Here is a 14,757-nt window from a genome sequence, read left to right on the forward strand (position 1 = left end):
ACGAAAAACAACCCAATCGTCGGCGTGCAAACCCAGCGGAGCGCCCCGCACCATGGCTGCATGCTGCTTGCCCGGCTGGCCCAAGTGTCCCAGGAGGTCGCCGCCACCTCGGCGCGGTCCCGGAAGATCGCTCTGCTCGCCGAGCTGTTCCGGGACGCCGAGGCGGACGACGTGCCGATCGTGATCCCGTATCTGGCGGGACGGCTGCCGCAGGGGCGGCTCGGCATCGGCTGGAAGGTGCTGAGCCGCGCCGTCGCCCCGGCCGCGGAGCCGGCCCTGACCGTGCGCGAGGTGGACGCCCTGCTGACCGATCTGGGCAAGGTGGCGGGCGCCGGCTCGCAGGCCGAACGGGCCCGGCTGGTCGGGGAGTTGATGGGTGCGGCGACGGAGGACGAGCAGCGGTTCCTGTTCGGCCTGATCACCGGCGAGGTGCGGCAGGGCGCCCTGGACGCGGTGGCGGTGGAGGGTCTGGCGCAGGCCACCGAGGCGCCCCCGGCCGACGTACGGCGGGCCGTGATGCTCGCGGGCTCCCTCCAGACCGTGGCGCAGGCCCTGCTCGCCGACGGCCCGGCGGCCCTGGAGCGCTTCCGGCTCACCGTCGGCCGCCCGGTCCTGCCGATGCTGGCGCACAGCGCCTCCTCCGTCGCCGAGGCGGTCGACAAGCTCGGCGCGTGCGCGGTCGAGGAGAAGCTGGACGGCATCCGCGTCCAGATCCACCGGGACGGCGACAGCGTACGGATCTACACCCGCACCCTCGACGACATCACCGACCGGCTGCCCGAACTCACCGCGGCCGCCCTGGAGTTGAAGGTCCGGCGGTTCATCCTGGACGGCGAGGTGATCTCCTTCGGCGAGGACGGGCGACCACGGTCCTTCCAGGAGACGGCAGGCCGCGTCGGCTCGCGCGTGGATGTGGCGACAGTTGCCGAGACGGTCCCCGTGTCCCCCGTCTTCTTCGACGCGCTGTCCGTCGACGACCGCGATCTGCTCGACCTGCCCTTCGCCGAGCGGCACGCGGAACTGGCCCGGCTGGTCCCCGAGCCGATGCGGGTACGGCGTGCCCTGGTGTCCGGACCGGCGGACGTACGCGAGGCCGAGGACTTCCTCAGGAAGACCCTCGAACGCGGCCACGAGGGCGTCGTCGTGAAGGCCCTCGACGCCGCCTACAGCGCGGGCCGGCGCGGCGCGTCCTGGCTGAAGGTCAAGCCCGTGCACACGCTCGATCTGGTGGTGCTGGCCGCCGAGTGGGGCCACGGCCGCCGTACCGGCAAGCTCTCCAACCTCCACCTCGGAGCCCGCAACGCCGACGGCACCTTCGCCATGCTGGGCAAGACCTTCAAGGGCATGACCGACGCGATGCTCACCTGGCAGACCGAACGCTTGCAAGAGCTGGCCACGGACACCAACGGTTACGTGGTGACCGTACGCCCCGAACTCGTCGTCGAGATCGCCTACGACGGCCTGCAGAAGTCCACCCGCTACCCGGCCGGCGTCACCCTCCGCTTCGCCCGCGTGGTCCGCTACCGCGAGGACAAGCGCCCGGAGGACGCCGACACGGTCGAGACGCTGCTCGCCGCGCACCCGGAGGTCAAGCCATGAGCGGCAGGCGCAGCGCCGGTCTGCTGTTGTTCCGGCACACCGACGACGGCCTGGAGGTATTGCTGGGCCATATGGGCGGGCCGTTCTTCGCCAGGCGCGACGCCGGTGCGTGGACCCTCCCGAAGGGCGAGTACGAGCCCGAGGAGGAGCCGGCCTGGGACGCGGCCCGCCGCGAGTTCCGGGAGGAGCTGGGGCTGGAGCCGCCCGACGGCGAGGCCGTGCCGCTGGGCGAGGTCCGGCAGTCGGGCGGCAAGACCGTCACGGCCTGGGCGATCGAGGCCGATCTCGACCCGGCGTCGATCGACCCCGGCACATTCCGGATGGAGTGGCCGCCGAGGTCCGGGCAGCTGCAGGAGTTCCCCGAGCTGGACCGGGTGGAGTGGTTCGGGCTCGACCGCGCCCGGGACGTGATCGTCAAGGCGCAGGCCGCGTTTCTCGACCGGCTGGCGGAGCACTCGAAGGAATCCGGGGAATCCGGGGAATCGGAGTAACCGCACAGCCGCCTACGCGTTGCGGTCACCGGCGGTGCGCGGGAAGGTCGAATCAAGCCCGCCCCCAGGAGGTCAGCCATGCCCATCGCGACGGTGAACCCGGCGACCGGCGAGACGCTCAAGACGTACGAGGCCATGGGCGAGGAGGAGCTCGAGCGCCGGCTCCAGCTCGCGGAGGCGACGTTCCGTACGTACCGGACGATCCCCTTCGCCGAACGCGCCCGCCTCATGAACAAGGCCGCCAGTCTCCTCGACGAGCTCCAGCAGGACATCGGCCGCGTCATGACCACCGAGATGGGCAAGCCGATCAAGCAGGCGCGTGCCGAGGCCGCCAAGTGCGCCAAGGCGATGCGCTGGTACGCCGACCACGCCGAGGAACTCCTTGGCGACGAGGAGCCCGCGGAGTTCGACGTGAAGGACTCGGGCGCCTCCCGCGTGCTGGTCCGCTACCGGCCCCTCGGTCCCGTGCTCGCGGTGATGCCGTGGAACTTCCCGCTGTGGCAGGTCGTCCGGTTCGCGGCGCCCGCGCTGATGGCGGGCAATGTGGGCCTGCTGAAACATGCCTCGAACGTCCCGCAGACCGCCCTCTTCCTGGAGGACCTGTTCCACCAGGCGGGCTACCCGGAGGGCTGCTTCCAGACCCTGCTGATCGGCTCCGGCGCGGTCGACGACATCCTGCGCGACGAACGTGTCAAGGCGGCCACCCTCACCGGCAGCGAGCCCGCCGGGCGGGCGGTCGCGTCCACGGCCGGGGACATGGTCAAGAAGACGGTGCTGGAGCTGGGCGGCAGCGACCCGTACGTCGTCATGCCGTCCGCCGACCTCGACCGGGCCGCACAGATCGCGATCACCGCGCGCGTGCAGAACAACGGACAGTCGTGCATCGCCGCCAAGCGGTTCATCGTGCACACGGACGTCTACGACGCATTCGCCGAACGCTTCGTGGCGGGCATGAAGGCACTGAAGGTCGGCGACCCCATGGAGGAGGACACGGACGTCGGGCCGCTGGCGAGCGAGCAGGGGCGGGACGACCTGGAGGAACTGGTCGACGACGCGGAGCGGAGCGGGGCGGCGGTGCTGTGCGGCGGCCATCGGCTGCGCCGGCCCGAACTGCCCGGCTGGTACTACCCGCCGACCGTGCTCGCCGGGATCACCCGGGAGATGCGGATCCACCGCGAGGAGGCCTTCGGGCCCGTCGCCACGCTGTATCGCGCGTCCGGTCTCGACGAGGCCGTACTCATCGCCAACGACTCGCCGTTCGGCCTGAGTTCCAATGTGTGGACGCGGGACGGGGCGGAGGTGGACCGCTTTGTACGGGACCTGGAGGCGGGCGCCGTGTACGTCAACGGGATGACCGCCTCCCACCCGGCGTTCCCGTTCGGCGGGGTCAAACGGTCCGGGTACGGGCGTGAGCTGTCCGGGCACGGAATCCGGGAGTTCTGCAACATCACCACGGTTTGGCACGGTGCGTGAGTGCTGCGCGGCTAACATCCCGGTTGTGAACCGCGAAGTGACTCTGCCTCTGATCGTCGATGACCGCGGGACCTTGCAAGTGGCTGCCGCCGATGTGAGCAAGTTGTTGCGGACCGTGGGTGGACGGTGGCTGCACCTTGTCGAGGCCGGGGAGGATGGGCTCGACGAGGACACGGTGGCAGCGTTGACCATTGAGCTGGCCAAGCTTGCCGATCGGATTGATGTGGCGTGTATTGCTCATAGCAGCGGGAGTGCGCCGTAGGGGTGCTTGTCTGGTGCCGGGTGCGGGTTGCATGTGGCTGGTCGCGCAGTTCCCCGCGCCCCTTAGGGGAGCTGCAGCAACGTCAGCCAGAAGAGTGACTCGTAGCTTTGGAGCAAGCGGCCGTAGCCGTTGGCTCGTTCCTCGTTGAGGAAGCCTGTGTCCAAGCCCGCCTGGATCGCTGCTGTTGCCCTCTCGTCCAGTTCGGGGGCCGGCTGGGCGAAGAAGTCGAAGAATGCGCAGGCGTCGTCCCTGAAGCCGTAATTGATGCGCAGGGACTGGGCGATGGTTGCGCAATAGCCGCCCCACGCCGAGAAGTTGGCGGTGATGGCCAGGACTGTGTCGGTCGGGGAGGCGTTGAGGGCGAGCCAGGCGACGTAGGACGGGTAGGCCTGGCAGCCCGGTAGAGGTTCGTATGCGCGGGTGCGGGCCTCGTCGATGCCGCACGCCGCCGCGAACGGCTCCAGGTGTTGGCCCGCGAGCGCCTCGCCGTCGGCGAGCATCTCGAAGAAGGCCGCGGCCTCCGGTTCCTCCGTCGCACGTTGCGCCAGATGGAGGAACGCGCGACGGTCCGCCGGGATCACCCAGCGCTGTTCCAGCGCCAGCGTGGCGAGTGTGTCGCGGGAGGCCTCGCCCCGGGCGATGAGGGGGACGAGGGGGTTGGCCTGCGGGTCCGGGGCGAGCTTCGCAGTGGTCGTCTCCAGCAGTTCCGTGGCCGTACGCGCCATCGCGTCCTCCATGGGTTCGGATGTGGGGCTCCTGCTTCGACCTTGGCACGGGGTCCCCAATACGGAGTAGTCCGGCGCGAGATCGTCGCCTTGTCGGGTGATCGTGGGGGAACCACCCCCAGAGGTGAACCCTTTCTGACCCGGGGGCCGAAAGCCTTCCGGACGGCGAAAGCAGGACGGTTCATGGCCACTTTGTGCAGACCCTCGGTGTCCGTCCCAGAGCACGTGATCACGATGGAGGAGACGCTGGAGCTGGCACGCTCCCGCCACGCCGACCATCCGCAACTGCCGCTGGCCCTCCGACTGATCGAGAACACCGGCGTACTCACCCGGCACATCGTGCAGCCCATCGAAGAGACGCTGAAGCACCCCGGTTTCGAGGAGCGCAACAAGGTCTACCAGACCGAGGCGAAGGCCCGGGTCCCCGCCGTCATACAGCGGGCGCTCGACGACGCCGAGCTCCTCACCAAGGACATCGACGTGATCATCTACGTGTCGTGCACGGGCTTCATGATGCCCTCGCTCACGGCCTGGCTGATCAACGAAATGGGCTTCGACAGCACCACCCGCCAGATACCCATAGCCCAGCTCGGTTGTGCGGCGGGCGGAGCCGCGATCAACCGGGCGCACGACTTCTGCTCCGCCTACCCCGACGCCAATGTGCTGATCGTGGCCTGCGAGTTCTGCTCACTGTGCTACCAGCCCACCGACCTGGGCGTGGGGTCCCTGCTCTCCAACGGCCTGTTCGGCGACGGGATCGCCGCCGCGGTGGTACGCGGCCGGGGCGGCGAGGGCATCGAGCTGGTGCGCAACGGCTCGTATCTGATCCCCAAGACCGAGGAGTGGATCATGTACGACGTCCGGGCCACCGGCTTCCACTTCCTGCTGGACAAGCGGGTGCCCGGCACCATGGAACCGCTGGCCCCGGCGCTGCAGGACCTGGCAGGACAGCACGGCTGGGACGCCTCCGACCTGGACTTCTACATCATCCACGCCGGCGGCCCGCGCATTCTCGACGACCTCAGCAAGTTCCTGCAGGTCGACCCGCACGCATTCCGGTTCAGCCGGGCCACGCTCACCGAGTACGGCAACATCGCCAGCGCCGTCGTCCTCGACGCGCTGCGCCGGATGTTCGACGAGGGCGGTGCCCAGCACCGGGCGCGCGGGCTGCTGGCCGGGTTCGGCCCCGGCATCACCGCGGAGATGGCCCTGGGCCACTGGCACAGCCCGCACGAAGGGACGGCATGAGTACGGCATGACTGAAGAAATCCTCACCGAGACCCTCCCCCCGATCCGGCACTGGCCGGCCCTCGACCTGACCGGCGTCGACTTCGACCCGGTACTGACCGAGCTGATGCACGAGGGCCCCGTCTCCCGCATCCAGCTGCCCAACGGCGAGGGCTGGGCCTGGCTGGTCACGCGCTACGACGACGTACGCATGGTGACCAACGACCCCCGCTTCAGCCGCGAGGCGGTCATGGACCAGCCGGTCACCCGGCTCGCTCCGCACTTCATTCCGCAGCGGGGCGCGGTCGGCTTCCTCGACCCGCCGGACCACACCCGGCTGCGCCGCTCGGTGGCCGCCGCGTTCACCGCGAGGGGCGTGGAGCGGGTGCGCGCGCGATCCCGGCGCCTGCTGGACGAACTGATCGACGAGCTGTTGCAGGACGGCCCGCCGGCGGACCTCACCGCGACCGTCCTCAGTCCCTTCCCCATCGCGGTGATCTGCGAGCTGATGGGCGTCCCGGCCGCCGACCGGCACGGCATGCACACCTGGACCCAGCTGATCCTGTCCTCCTCGCACGGCGCCAAGGTCAGCGAGAAGGCCAAGAACGAGATGGGCGCCTACTTCGCCGACCTCATCGGCCTGCGGGAGGGCAGCTCGGGCGAGGACGTGACGTCCCTGCTGGGTGCCGCCGTCGGCCGCGACGAGATCACCCTGGAGGAGGCCGTCGGCCTCGCCGTGCTCCTCCAGATCGGCGGCGAGGCCGTCACCAACAACAGCGGCCAGATGTTCTACCTCCTGCTGACCCGCCCGGACCTGGCCGAACGGCTGCGCGCCGAGCCGGAGATCCGCCTCCAGGCCATCGACGAACTGCTGCGCTACATCCCGCACCGCAACGCGGTCGGTCTGTCCCGCATCGCGATGGAGGACGTGGAGATCAGGGGCGTACGGATCCGCGCGGGCGACCCCGTCTACGTCTCCTACCTGGCCGCCAACCGCGACCCGGACGTCTTCCCCGACCCGGAGACGATCGACTTCACCCGCGCCCCGAACCCCCATGTGTCGTTCGGCTTCGGCCCGCACTACTGCCCGGGCGGCATGCTGGCCCGGCTGGAGTCGCAGCTGCTCGTCGACGCGCTGCTGGACCGGGTACCGGGCCTGAAGCTCGCCGTACCGCCCGGCCAAGTGCCCTTCAAGAAGGGGGCGTTGATCCGCGGTCCCGAAGCCCTGCCGGTCACATGGTGAGCAGCCGGTGACGGCGACGGAGGGTCTGCTGGTACCGCCGGGCCACGGCCGGGTCGTCGAAACCCCGGCCCAGCGCGTGACGTTCAAGGTGACCGGCACACACTCGCGCACGGCGTCCACCTTCGAGGTGGAGGTACCACCCGGCTTCGACGTCGGCGCCCATGTGCACACGCGCAGCGAGGAGTTGTTCTACGTGCTCGAAGGCGAACTGGATGTCCTCGCCTTCGAGCCCCGGCTACGGACTCCGGACAACTGGCAGCGCTGGCAGTCGAGTTCGGGCACCCGAGTGGTCCGCGCAACCCCCGGCACGGTCATCGTCGTACCACCGGGCTGCCCGCACGCCTTCGCCAACCCGACGGACACCCCGGCGAAGATGTTCTTCCAGGCGTCCCCGCCCCCGGACCACGAGCGCTACTTCGAGGAGCTGCTGGAGATCCTGGGCGGCGGGGGCCCGCCGGACCATACGGCGATCGAGGAACTGCGGGCGAGGTATGACATCGAGCAGCTCACACCTCTAAAACACCGGTGACGGGCCTTTAGGGGCGCGGGGAACTGCGCGACCAGCCCCCACACACCCGCAGCCCGCGAACTACCGAATGGACATCCCCGACAACGTCCGAGCAATCACCAGCCGCTGAATCTCGCTCGTACCCTCAAAGATCGTGTAAATCGCCGCATCCCGATGCATCCGCTCCACCGGGTACTCCCGGGTATAGCCATTCCCACCAAGAATCTGCACCGCCTGCGCGGTGACCTTCTTAGCCGTCTCGCTCGCGAACAGCTTCGACATGGACCCCTCAGCGGCGGTGAACTGCTTGCCGTTGACAGCCATCCACGAGGCCCGCCACACGAGCAGACGAGCAGCATCGATCGACGTACGCATGTCCGCGAGCTGGAAGGCAACCCCCTGGTTGTCGATGATCGGCCGCCCGAACTGCTCCCGCGTCATCGCGTAGTCGAGAGCCACCTCGTACGCGGCCCGGGCGGTACCGACCGCCATCGCACCGACCGCCGGACGCGAAGCCTCGAACGTGGCCATCGCCGCGTTCTTCACGCGCTCGCCGTTGCCGGCCTTGGCCCGCTCCCGCGCACGGGCGAGGCGCTCGTCGAGCTTCTCCTTGCCGCCGAGGAGGCAGGAGCCGGGGACGCGGGCGTTCTCCAGGACGACCTCGGCGGTGTGCGAGGCGCGGATGCCGTGCTTCTTGAACTTCTGGCCCTGGGAGAGGCCCGGCGTGTTCGGCGGCACGATGAAGGACGCGTGGCCCTTGGAACCGAGCTCCGAGTCGACGACCGCGACGACGACATGGACGTTGGCGATGCCGCCGTTGGTCGCCCAGGTCTTCGTGCCGTTGAGCACCCACTCGTCCTTGGCCTCGTCGTACACAGCACGCGTACGCATGGAGGCCACGTCGGAACCGGCGTCGGGCTCGGAGGAGCAGAAGGCGGCGACCTTGACATCGTTCGCGTCGCCGTACATCTGCGGGATCCAGGTGCCGATCTGTTCCTCGGTTCCATTGGCGAGAACGCCCACGGCGGCAAGGCCAGTGCCTACGATCGACAGGGCGATGCCCGCGTCGCCCCAGAACAGCTCCTCCATGGCCATCGGGATGCCGAGACCGGTGGGGTCGAAGTACTGCTGGGCGTAGAAGTCGAGGGAGTAGATGCCTACCTTCGCGGCCTCCTGGATGACCGGCCAGGGAGTCTCCTCACGCTCGTCCCATTCGGCGGCCGCGGGCCGGATGACGTCGGCGGCGAAGCCGTGCAGCCAGTCCCGGACCTCCTTCTGTTCGTCGTTGAGCTCCATGGTGAACTCGGCCATGACTCCTCCAGCGGCGGCGCACTTGCATGTTACTAGCGGTAACTCCAGTGTGTTACCCGTGGGTAGGAAAAGTCAACTCCTGATGACGGGTCGGCAGCCCGTTCGATGCAGAGGGCATGTTGAGTGTTAGTTTGCGCAGGCGTCACCGAATAAGCACGGGTGGGGAGAGCTCATGGACACCACACAGCGGACCGAGCAGCAGCGGTCCGCCGACCGACGTCGGCGCGAGCTGCTGGAGGCCGCCGACAGAGTGGTGCTGCGCGACGGACCGCAGGCCTCGATGAACGCCATCGCCGCGGAGGCCGGCATCACCAAGCCGATCCTGTACCGGCACTTCGGCGACAAGAGCGGACTCTACGCCGCGCTGGCCAAGCGGCACACCGATGCTCTGCTGAATTCGCTGCGGGCCGCGCTCGACGCGCCTGCGGACCGGCGGGAACGGGTCGAGGCCACCCTCGACACCTACCTTGCGGCGATCGAGGCACGCCCGCAGGTGTACCGCTTCCTCATGCATCCGGCGGAGGGCAGCCCGGCCGGAGAGCTGGGCTTCGACGTCGGCAAGCATTCGATTCCGCTGCTTCGGCGGATGGGCGAGGAGCTGGCGCAGGTCATCGAGGACCGGCTGGACCTCGGTCCGGGAGGTCAGCAGCTGGCTCGGGTGTGGGGGCACGGGATAGTCGGCATGATGCATGCCGCCGGGGACTGGTGGCTTGGCGAACGCCCTTGTTCTCGGGCGGAGTTGGTCCGCAGCCTGGCCGATCTTTTGTGGGGTCGGCTCGCGGCAGCGGGGGACAAGATGGGCGGTCCCGGGTTCTGACGGTTGCAGTCCGTCTGCGGGTCGGTGGGGGTTGATCGCGCAGTTCCCCGCGCCCCTAAAAGCCTGCAGTCACCGGCGCCAGGACGCTCGCGTCACCTGGCGCATGAGCCGACGGTGGCGCCAGCCCGTCAAGTGGTCCGCGTACACCCTGCCCTCAAGGTGGTCGCACTCGTGCTGCAAACACCGCGCGAAGAAACCCGTTCCGTGGACGGTGATCGGCTCCCCGGTCGCCGTGAACCCCTCGACCACCGCATGGTCGTAGCGCTCCGTCCCCGCCTCCAAGCCGGGGAGGGACAGGCAGCCCTCCGGGCCCCGTACGACCACCCCGTCCGTCTCGACGAGCCGTGGGTTCACCACGTGCCCCATGTGACGAACATCCTCGTCGTCGGGGCAGTCGTACACGAACACGCGCAAGGCTTCACCGATCTGGTTCGCTGCCAGGCCGACCCCTTGCGCCGCGTACATCGTCGCGAACAAGTTCTCCACGAGAGCTGCGAGTCCGGGGCCGAAGTCGGTGACCTCCTTGCACGGGGCGTGCAGTACCGGGTTCCCGAGCAGGGTGAGAGGCCGGACGCGCCCTCGGGCGCCCGGAATGGAGCTGTTTCGCATGGCCGCCAGGGTACGGCGGTTCGGGACTGTGAATGGATCTCGATAGGCTGAGGTCCACACCACGTTGCCGTCAGGCAGAGGCGCGGCGCGTACGCAAGGAGGATCGAGAACTCATGGCAGGCAACTCGGACCCGCTCACGCCGCGGGCCAAGCTGGCCGTGACCGCGGGCAAGGCGGTCGCGGCGGCATCGCGCGCCGCGGGGCGCGGGAGCGGTTCGGTGATCGGTGGCCGGGTGGCGCTCAAGCTCGACCCCGACCTCCTCGCGCGGCTCGCCCAGAACCTGGACGTGACCCTGGTCTCGGCGACCAACGGCAAGACCACGACCACACGGCTGATCGCCGAGGCGCTGCGCGCCGCGGGCCCGGTCGTCTCCAATGCGCTCGGCGCGAACATGCCGGCCGGCATCACCTCGGCCCTCGCAGGCAGCTCGGACGCCCGGTTCGGCGTCATCGAGGTCGACGAGAAGTACCTCGCGGGGGTCGCCCGCGACACCGACCCTAAGTGCATCGCCCTGCTGAACCTCTCCCGCGACCAGCTCGACCGCGCCGCCGAGACCCGCATGCTCGCCGAGAACTGGCGTGAGGGGCTCGCCGGGTCGAAGGCCGTCATCGTCGCCAACGCCGACGACCCGCTGGTCGTGTGGGCCGCTTCCTCCTCCCCCAATGTGATCTGGGTCGCCGCCGGGCAGATGTGGAAGGACGACGCCTGGTCCTGCCCGTCCTGCGGTGGCGTGATGCAGCGGCCGGGCGACGACTGGTTCTGCGGTGAGTGCGGCTTCCGCCGGCCCACGCCGAGCTGGGCGCTCTCCGGCGACCATGTGCTCGACCCGCACGGCTCCGCCTGGCCCATCCACCTCCAGCTGCCCGGCCGCGCCAACAAGGCGAACGCCGCCAGCTCCGCCGCCGTGGCCGCCGTCTTCGGTGTGCCGCCGCAGGTAGCCCTGGAACGCATGTACCAGGTGCAGGCCGTCGCCGGCCGCTACGACGTGGTCCAGTTCCAGCAGCGCGACCTCCGGCTGCTGCTCGCCAAGAACCCGGCGGGCTGGCTCGAAACGTTCAGCCTGATCGATCCTCCGCCCACCCCGGTGATCCTCTCCGTGAACGCGCGCGGCGCCGACGGCACCGACACCTCCTGGCTGTGGGACGTCGACTACACGCGTCTGACCGGCCACCCGATCTGTGTGATCGGCGACCGGAAGCTGGACCTCGCGGTGCGGCTGGAGGTCGCGAACCAGCACTTCCAGGTCTGCGACGACCTCGACCAGGCGGTGCAGCTGTGCCCGCCGGGGCGGATCGAGGTCATCGCCAACTACACCGCCTTCCAGGACCTGCGCCGCCGCGTCGGCAACTGACAACTCAGGGGACTTTTGTGAGCGACAACCAGTTGCGGGTCGTCTGGATCTATCCCGACCTGCTCAGCACGTACGGCGACCAGGGCAACGTCCTCGTCGTGGAGCGCCGGGCCCGGCAGCGCGGCCTCGACGTGGCGCGTCTCGATGTGCGCAGCGACCAGGCGATCCCGACCTCCGGCGACATCTACCTGATCGGCGGTGGCGAGGACCGTCCGCAGCGGCTCGCGGCCGAGCGGCTGCGCCGCGACGGCGGACTGCACCGGGCCGTGGAGAACGGCGCGATCGTCTTCTCCGTCTGCGCCGGCTACCAGATCCTCGGCCACGAGTTCATCAACGACCTCGGCCAGCGCGAGCCCGGCCTCGGGCTGCTGGACGTGGTGTCCGTGCGCGGCGAGGGCGACCGCTGCGTCGGTGATGTGCTCGCCGACATCGACCCGCGCCTCGGTCTGCCCCCGCTGACCGGCTTCGAGAACCACCAGGGTGTTACGCACCTGGGCCCGACGGCCCGCCCCCTCGCCAAGGTCAAGCTGGGCAACGGCAACGGCACGGGCGACGGTACGGAGGGCGCGTACAACGACACGGTCTTCGGTACGTACATGCACGGGCCGGTGCTGGCGCGGAACCCGCTGATCGCCGACCTGCTGCTGAAGCTCGCCCTTGACGTGAACGCGCTGCCCCCGACCGACGACCGCTGGTACGAGGCGCTGCGCAACGAGCGCATCGCAGCAGCCCAGCAGCCTGCCTGACACCTGCCTTCAAGGTCGTCTTAACCGGCCCGTCTGACGGGCTGTCCGCACAGGTGAGCGGGGTCGTCCAGCAGGCGGACGCATGCTTCGGCCCCGCCCCCTCCTGCCGCTAGGGTGGCGGGGTTCGTGCCGGACGACGTGGTCCGGTCCCGGCCCACGTTGAGAAGGTTCTTTCGGGCTATGCGCATTGGTGTCCTCACGTCCGGCGGCGACTGCCCCGGCCTGAACGCCGTCATCCGGTCCGTCGTGCACCGCGCCGTCGTCGACCACGGCGACGAGGTCATCGGCTTCCGGGACGGCTGGAAGGGCCTCCTGGAGTGCGACTACCTCAAGCTCGACCTCGACGCGGTGGGCGGCATCCTGGCCCGCGGCGGCACCATCCTCGGCTCCTCCCGCGTCCAGCCCTCCCATCTGCGGGACGGCGTGCAGCGGGCCAAGGGCCATGTCGAGGAGCTCGGCCTCGACGCGATCATCCCCATCGGCGGTGAGGGCACGCTGAAGGCGGCCCGGCTGATGTACGACAGCGGGCTGCCGATCGTCGGCGTCCCGAAGACCATCGACAACGACATCGCCGTCACGGACGTCACCTTCGGCTTCGACACGGCCGTCGGCGTCGCGACCGAGGCGCTGGACCGGCTGAAGACCACCGCCGAGTCGCACCAGCGGGTGCTCGTCGTCGAGGTCATGGGCCGGCACACCGGCTGGATCGCGCTGCACTCCGGCATGGCGGCCGGCGCCCACGCCATCGTCGTACCTGAACGGCCCTTCGACATCGAGGAGTTGGCCAGGCGGGTCGGCGAGCGGTTCGAGGCCGGCAAGCGGTTCGCGATCGTCGTCGCGGCGGAGGGGGCCAAGCCCAAGGCCGGGTCGATGGAGTTCGACGAGGGCGGCAAGGACATCTACGGGCACGAGCGGTTCGCCGGGATCGCGCGTCAGCTCTCCATCGAGTTGGAGGAGCGGCTGGGGAAGGAAGCGCGGCCGGTGATTCTCGGGCACGTCCAGCGGGGTGGTACGCCGACTGCGTACGACCGCGTGCTCGCCACGCGCTTCGGGTGGCATGCGGTGGAGGCGGTGCATCGGGGTGAGTTCGGCAAGATGACCGCGCTGCGTGGTACGGACATCGTGATGGTGCCGTTGGCCGCCGCCGTGGAGACGCTGAAGACGGTTCCCGTCGAGCGGTACGACGAGGCGGAGTGCGTGCTCTGATTTTCGCCGTGGCGCGATAGGAGCGTTGCAGGCTGCGGGTGATTCGTGGCTGGTCGCGCAGTTCCCCGCGCCCCTGGGGGGTTGCAGTTGCCCCCGGTCGTAGACGTGACCGGGGGCAGTTCTAGTCTGTGAGCGGACAGACTTGCACAACCCCCACGAATCAGGAGCCGTTGGATGGATCACAGCGCGCACGGCATGACCATGGATCTGCCGCCGTTCACGCTGGGGCGGGGTCTTCAGTGGTCTGCGGAACCGTTCTTTCTTGTGGCCTGCGTGGTGGGGCTCGGGCTGTATGCGTACGGCGTGGTGCGGTTGCGGCGGCGCGGGGACAAGTGGTCGGCGGCGCGGACGGTGTCGTTCGTCCTCGGTGTGCTGACCATCGGGCTCGTGATGTGCACGAAGCTCAACGACTACGGCATGGTCATGTTCAGCGTGCACATGGTGCAGCACATGATCATCAGCATGCTGTCGCCGATCCTGATCCTGCTCGGCGCCCCGGTCACCCTGGCCCTGCGCGCGCTGCCGACCGCCGGCAAGGGCCGCAAGGGTCCGCGTGAGCTGCTGCTGATGCTGCTGCACAGCCGGTACATGCGGATCATCACGCATCCGGCGTTCACCATTCCGCTGTTCATCGCGAGTCTGTACGCGCTGTATTTCACACCGATCTTCGACTTCCTGATGGGCTCCAAGGCGGGGCACATCGCGATGATGGTGCACTTCCTCGCCGTGGGTGTCGTCTTCTTCTGGCCGATCATCGGGGTGGATCCCGGGCCGCAGCGGCCGGGTTATCTGATGCGGATGCTGGAACTGTTCGCGGGCATGCCGTTCCATGCGTTCTTCGGTATCGCGCTGATGATGGCGTCGACGCCGATGGTGGAGACGTTCAAGAACCCGCCCGCCTCGCTCGGTATCGAGGCGCTCTCCGACCAGACCGCGGCCGGCGGCATCGCGTGGGCGTTCAGCGAGATTCCCTCCGTACTGGTCCTGCTCGCCCTGCTGTTCCAGTGGTACGGCTCCGAGCAGCGGCAGGCCAGGCGCAAGGACCGGGCCGCCGACCGTGACGGCGACAAGGAACTCGAGGCATACAACGCCTATTTGGCCTCATTGAACGCACGCGGGCGTTGAAGGCTTCGCCATTCGGCAGCTTTCAGTAGCATGAAGTGCATTGGGGGAACCGCCGGGGGGAGC

The 14,757-nt window shown here is 69.2% G+C and carries 15 protein-coding genes; 12 read left to right on the plus strand and 3 right to left on the minus strand.

Annotated elements, in window-relative coordinates; genetic code table 11:
• Positions 1–60 precede the first annotated feature (60 nt).
• From P2Q00_RS34005 to P2Q00_RS34020, 4 genes are all read left to right on the plus strand, one after another.
• On the plus strand, positions 61–1,599 hold the full coding sequence (locus P2Q00_RS34005) for an ATP-dependent DNA ligase (RefSeq protein ID WP_275777464.1): 1,539 nt from the start codon (positions 61–63) through the stop codon (positions 1,597–1,599).
• Positions 1,596–2,090 (plus strand): NUDIX hydrolase, encoded by a 495-nt coding sequence (locus P2Q00_RS34010; RefSeq protein WP_275777466.1) that lies wholly within the window; start codon positions 1,596–1,598, stop codon positions 2,088–2,090. Before P2Q00_RS34005 ends, P2Q00_RS34010 begins: the two co-directional genes overlap by 4 nt.
• 78 nt (positions 2,091–2,168) lie before the next feature.
• A complete protein-coding gene (locus tag P2Q00_RS34015; RefSeq protein WP_275777468.1) occupies positions 2,169–3,563 on the plus strand; it encodes an NADP-dependent succinic semialdehyde dehydrogenase in 1,395 nt (464 codons plus the stop codon).
• Positions 3,564–3,588: 25 nt separating this feature from the next.
• Entirely contained in the window at positions 3,589–3,825 is a 237-nt protein-coding gene (locus P2Q00_RS34020) for a DUF6213 family protein (RefSeq protein WP_234762360.1), read from the plus strand.
• Positions 3,826–3,887: 62 nt separating this feature from the next.
• Here the strand turns inward: P2Q00_RS34020 and P2Q00_RS34025 are convergent, their stop codons facing one another.
• Complete coding sequence (locus P2Q00_RS34025) at positions 3,888–4,550, minus strand: thiaminase II/PqqC family protein (RefSeq protein ID WP_275777470.1); 663 nt, start codon at positions 4,548–4,550, stop codon at positions 3,888–3,890.
• Between the two features lie 90 nt (positions 4,551–4,640).
• Here P2Q00_RS34025 and P2Q00_RS34030 point away from each other — a divergent pair, with 90 nt between their 5' ends.
• The 3 genes from P2Q00_RS34030 to P2Q00_RS34040 are packed head-to-tail and all read left to right on the plus strand — an operon-like array spanning position 4,641 to position 7,549.
• Entirely contained in the window at positions 4,641–5,798 is a 1,158-nt protein-coding gene (locus P2Q00_RS34030) for a type III polyketide synthase (RefSeq protein WP_275777471.1), read from the plus strand.
• 7 nt (positions 5,799–5,805) lie between these two features.
• Positions 5,806–7,020 (plus strand): cytochrome P450, encoded by a 1,215-nt coding sequence (locus tag P2Q00_RS34035; RefSeq protein WP_275777472.1) that lies wholly within the window; start codon positions 5,806–5,808, stop codon positions 7,018–7,020.
• Positions 7,021–7,027: 7 nt separating this feature from the next.
• Positions 7,028–7,549, plus strand: coding sequence for a cupin domain-containing protein (locus P2Q00_RS34040; RefSeq protein WP_275777473.1), 522 nt, complete (start codon positions 7,028–7,030; stop codon positions 7,547–7,549).
• A 60-nt stretch (positions 7,550–7,609) separates the two neighbouring features.
• On the opposite strand, the gene P2Q00_RS34045 is transcribed toward P2Q00_RS34040, so the two are convergent.
• Positions 7,610–8,839, minus strand: a complete 1,230-nt coding sequence (locus P2Q00_RS34045) for an acyl-CoA dehydrogenase family protein (protein WP_275777474.1) — start codon at positions 8,837–8,839, stop codon at positions 7,610–7,612.
• Between the two features lie 172 nt (positions 8,840–9,011).
• Between P2Q00_RS34045 and P2Q00_RS34050 the strand changes: the two genes are divergently transcribed.
• A complete protein-coding gene (locus tag P2Q00_RS34050) occupies positions 9,012–9,656 on the plus strand; it encodes a TetR/AcrR family transcriptional regulator (RefSeq protein ID WP_275777476.1) in 645 nt (214 codons plus the stop codon).
• Between the two features lie 69 nt (positions 9,657–9,725).
• On the opposite strand, the gene def is transcribed toward P2Q00_RS34050, so the two are convergent.
• Complete coding sequence (gene def / locus P2Q00_RS34055) at positions 9,726–10,265, minus strand: peptide deformylase (RefSeq protein WP_275777477.1); 540 nt, start codon at positions 10,263–10,265, stop codon at positions 9,726–9,728.
• A 113-nt stretch (positions 10,266–10,378) separates the two neighbouring features.
• Here def and P2Q00_RS34060 point away from each other — a divergent pair, with 113 nt between their 5' ends.
• The 4 genes from P2Q00_RS34060 (at position 10,379) to P2Q00_RS34075 (ending at position 14,694) form a co-directional block, all read left to right on the plus strand.
• The gene (locus P2Q00_RS34060) at positions 10,379–11,617 is read left to right on the plus strand and encodes a MurT ligase domain-containing protein (protein WP_275777479.1); all 1,239 of its coding nucleotides are present in this window, start codon (positions 10,379–10,381) and stop codon (positions 11,615–11,617) included.
• A gap of 17 nt (positions 11,618–11,634) precedes the next feature.
• The gene (locus tag P2Q00_RS34065; protein ID WP_275777481.1) at positions 11,635–12,363 is read left to right on the plus strand and encodes a type 1 glutamine amidotransferase; all 729 of its coding nucleotides are present in this window, start codon (positions 11,635–11,637) and stop codon (positions 12,361–12,363) included.
• Positions 12,364–12,543: 180 nt separating this feature from the next.
• Positions 12,544–13,569, plus strand: coding sequence for a 6-phosphofructokinase (locus tag P2Q00_RS34070; RefSeq protein WP_275777482.1), 1,026 nt, complete (start codon positions 12,544–12,546; stop codon positions 13,567–13,569).
• 174 nt (positions 13,570–13,743) lie between these two features.
• Entirely contained in the window at positions 13,744–14,694 is a 951-nt protein-coding gene (locus tag P2Q00_RS34075; protein WP_275777484.1) for a cytochrome c oxidase assembly protein, read from the plus strand.
• The last annotated feature ends 63 nt before the right edge of the window (positions 14,695–14,757 follow it).

The sequence above is a fragment of the Streptomyces coacervatus genome, from assembly GCF_029223485.1.
Lineage (GTDB): Bacteria > Actinomycetota > Actinomycetes > Streptomycetales > Streptomycetaceae > Streptomyces > Streptomyces coacervatus.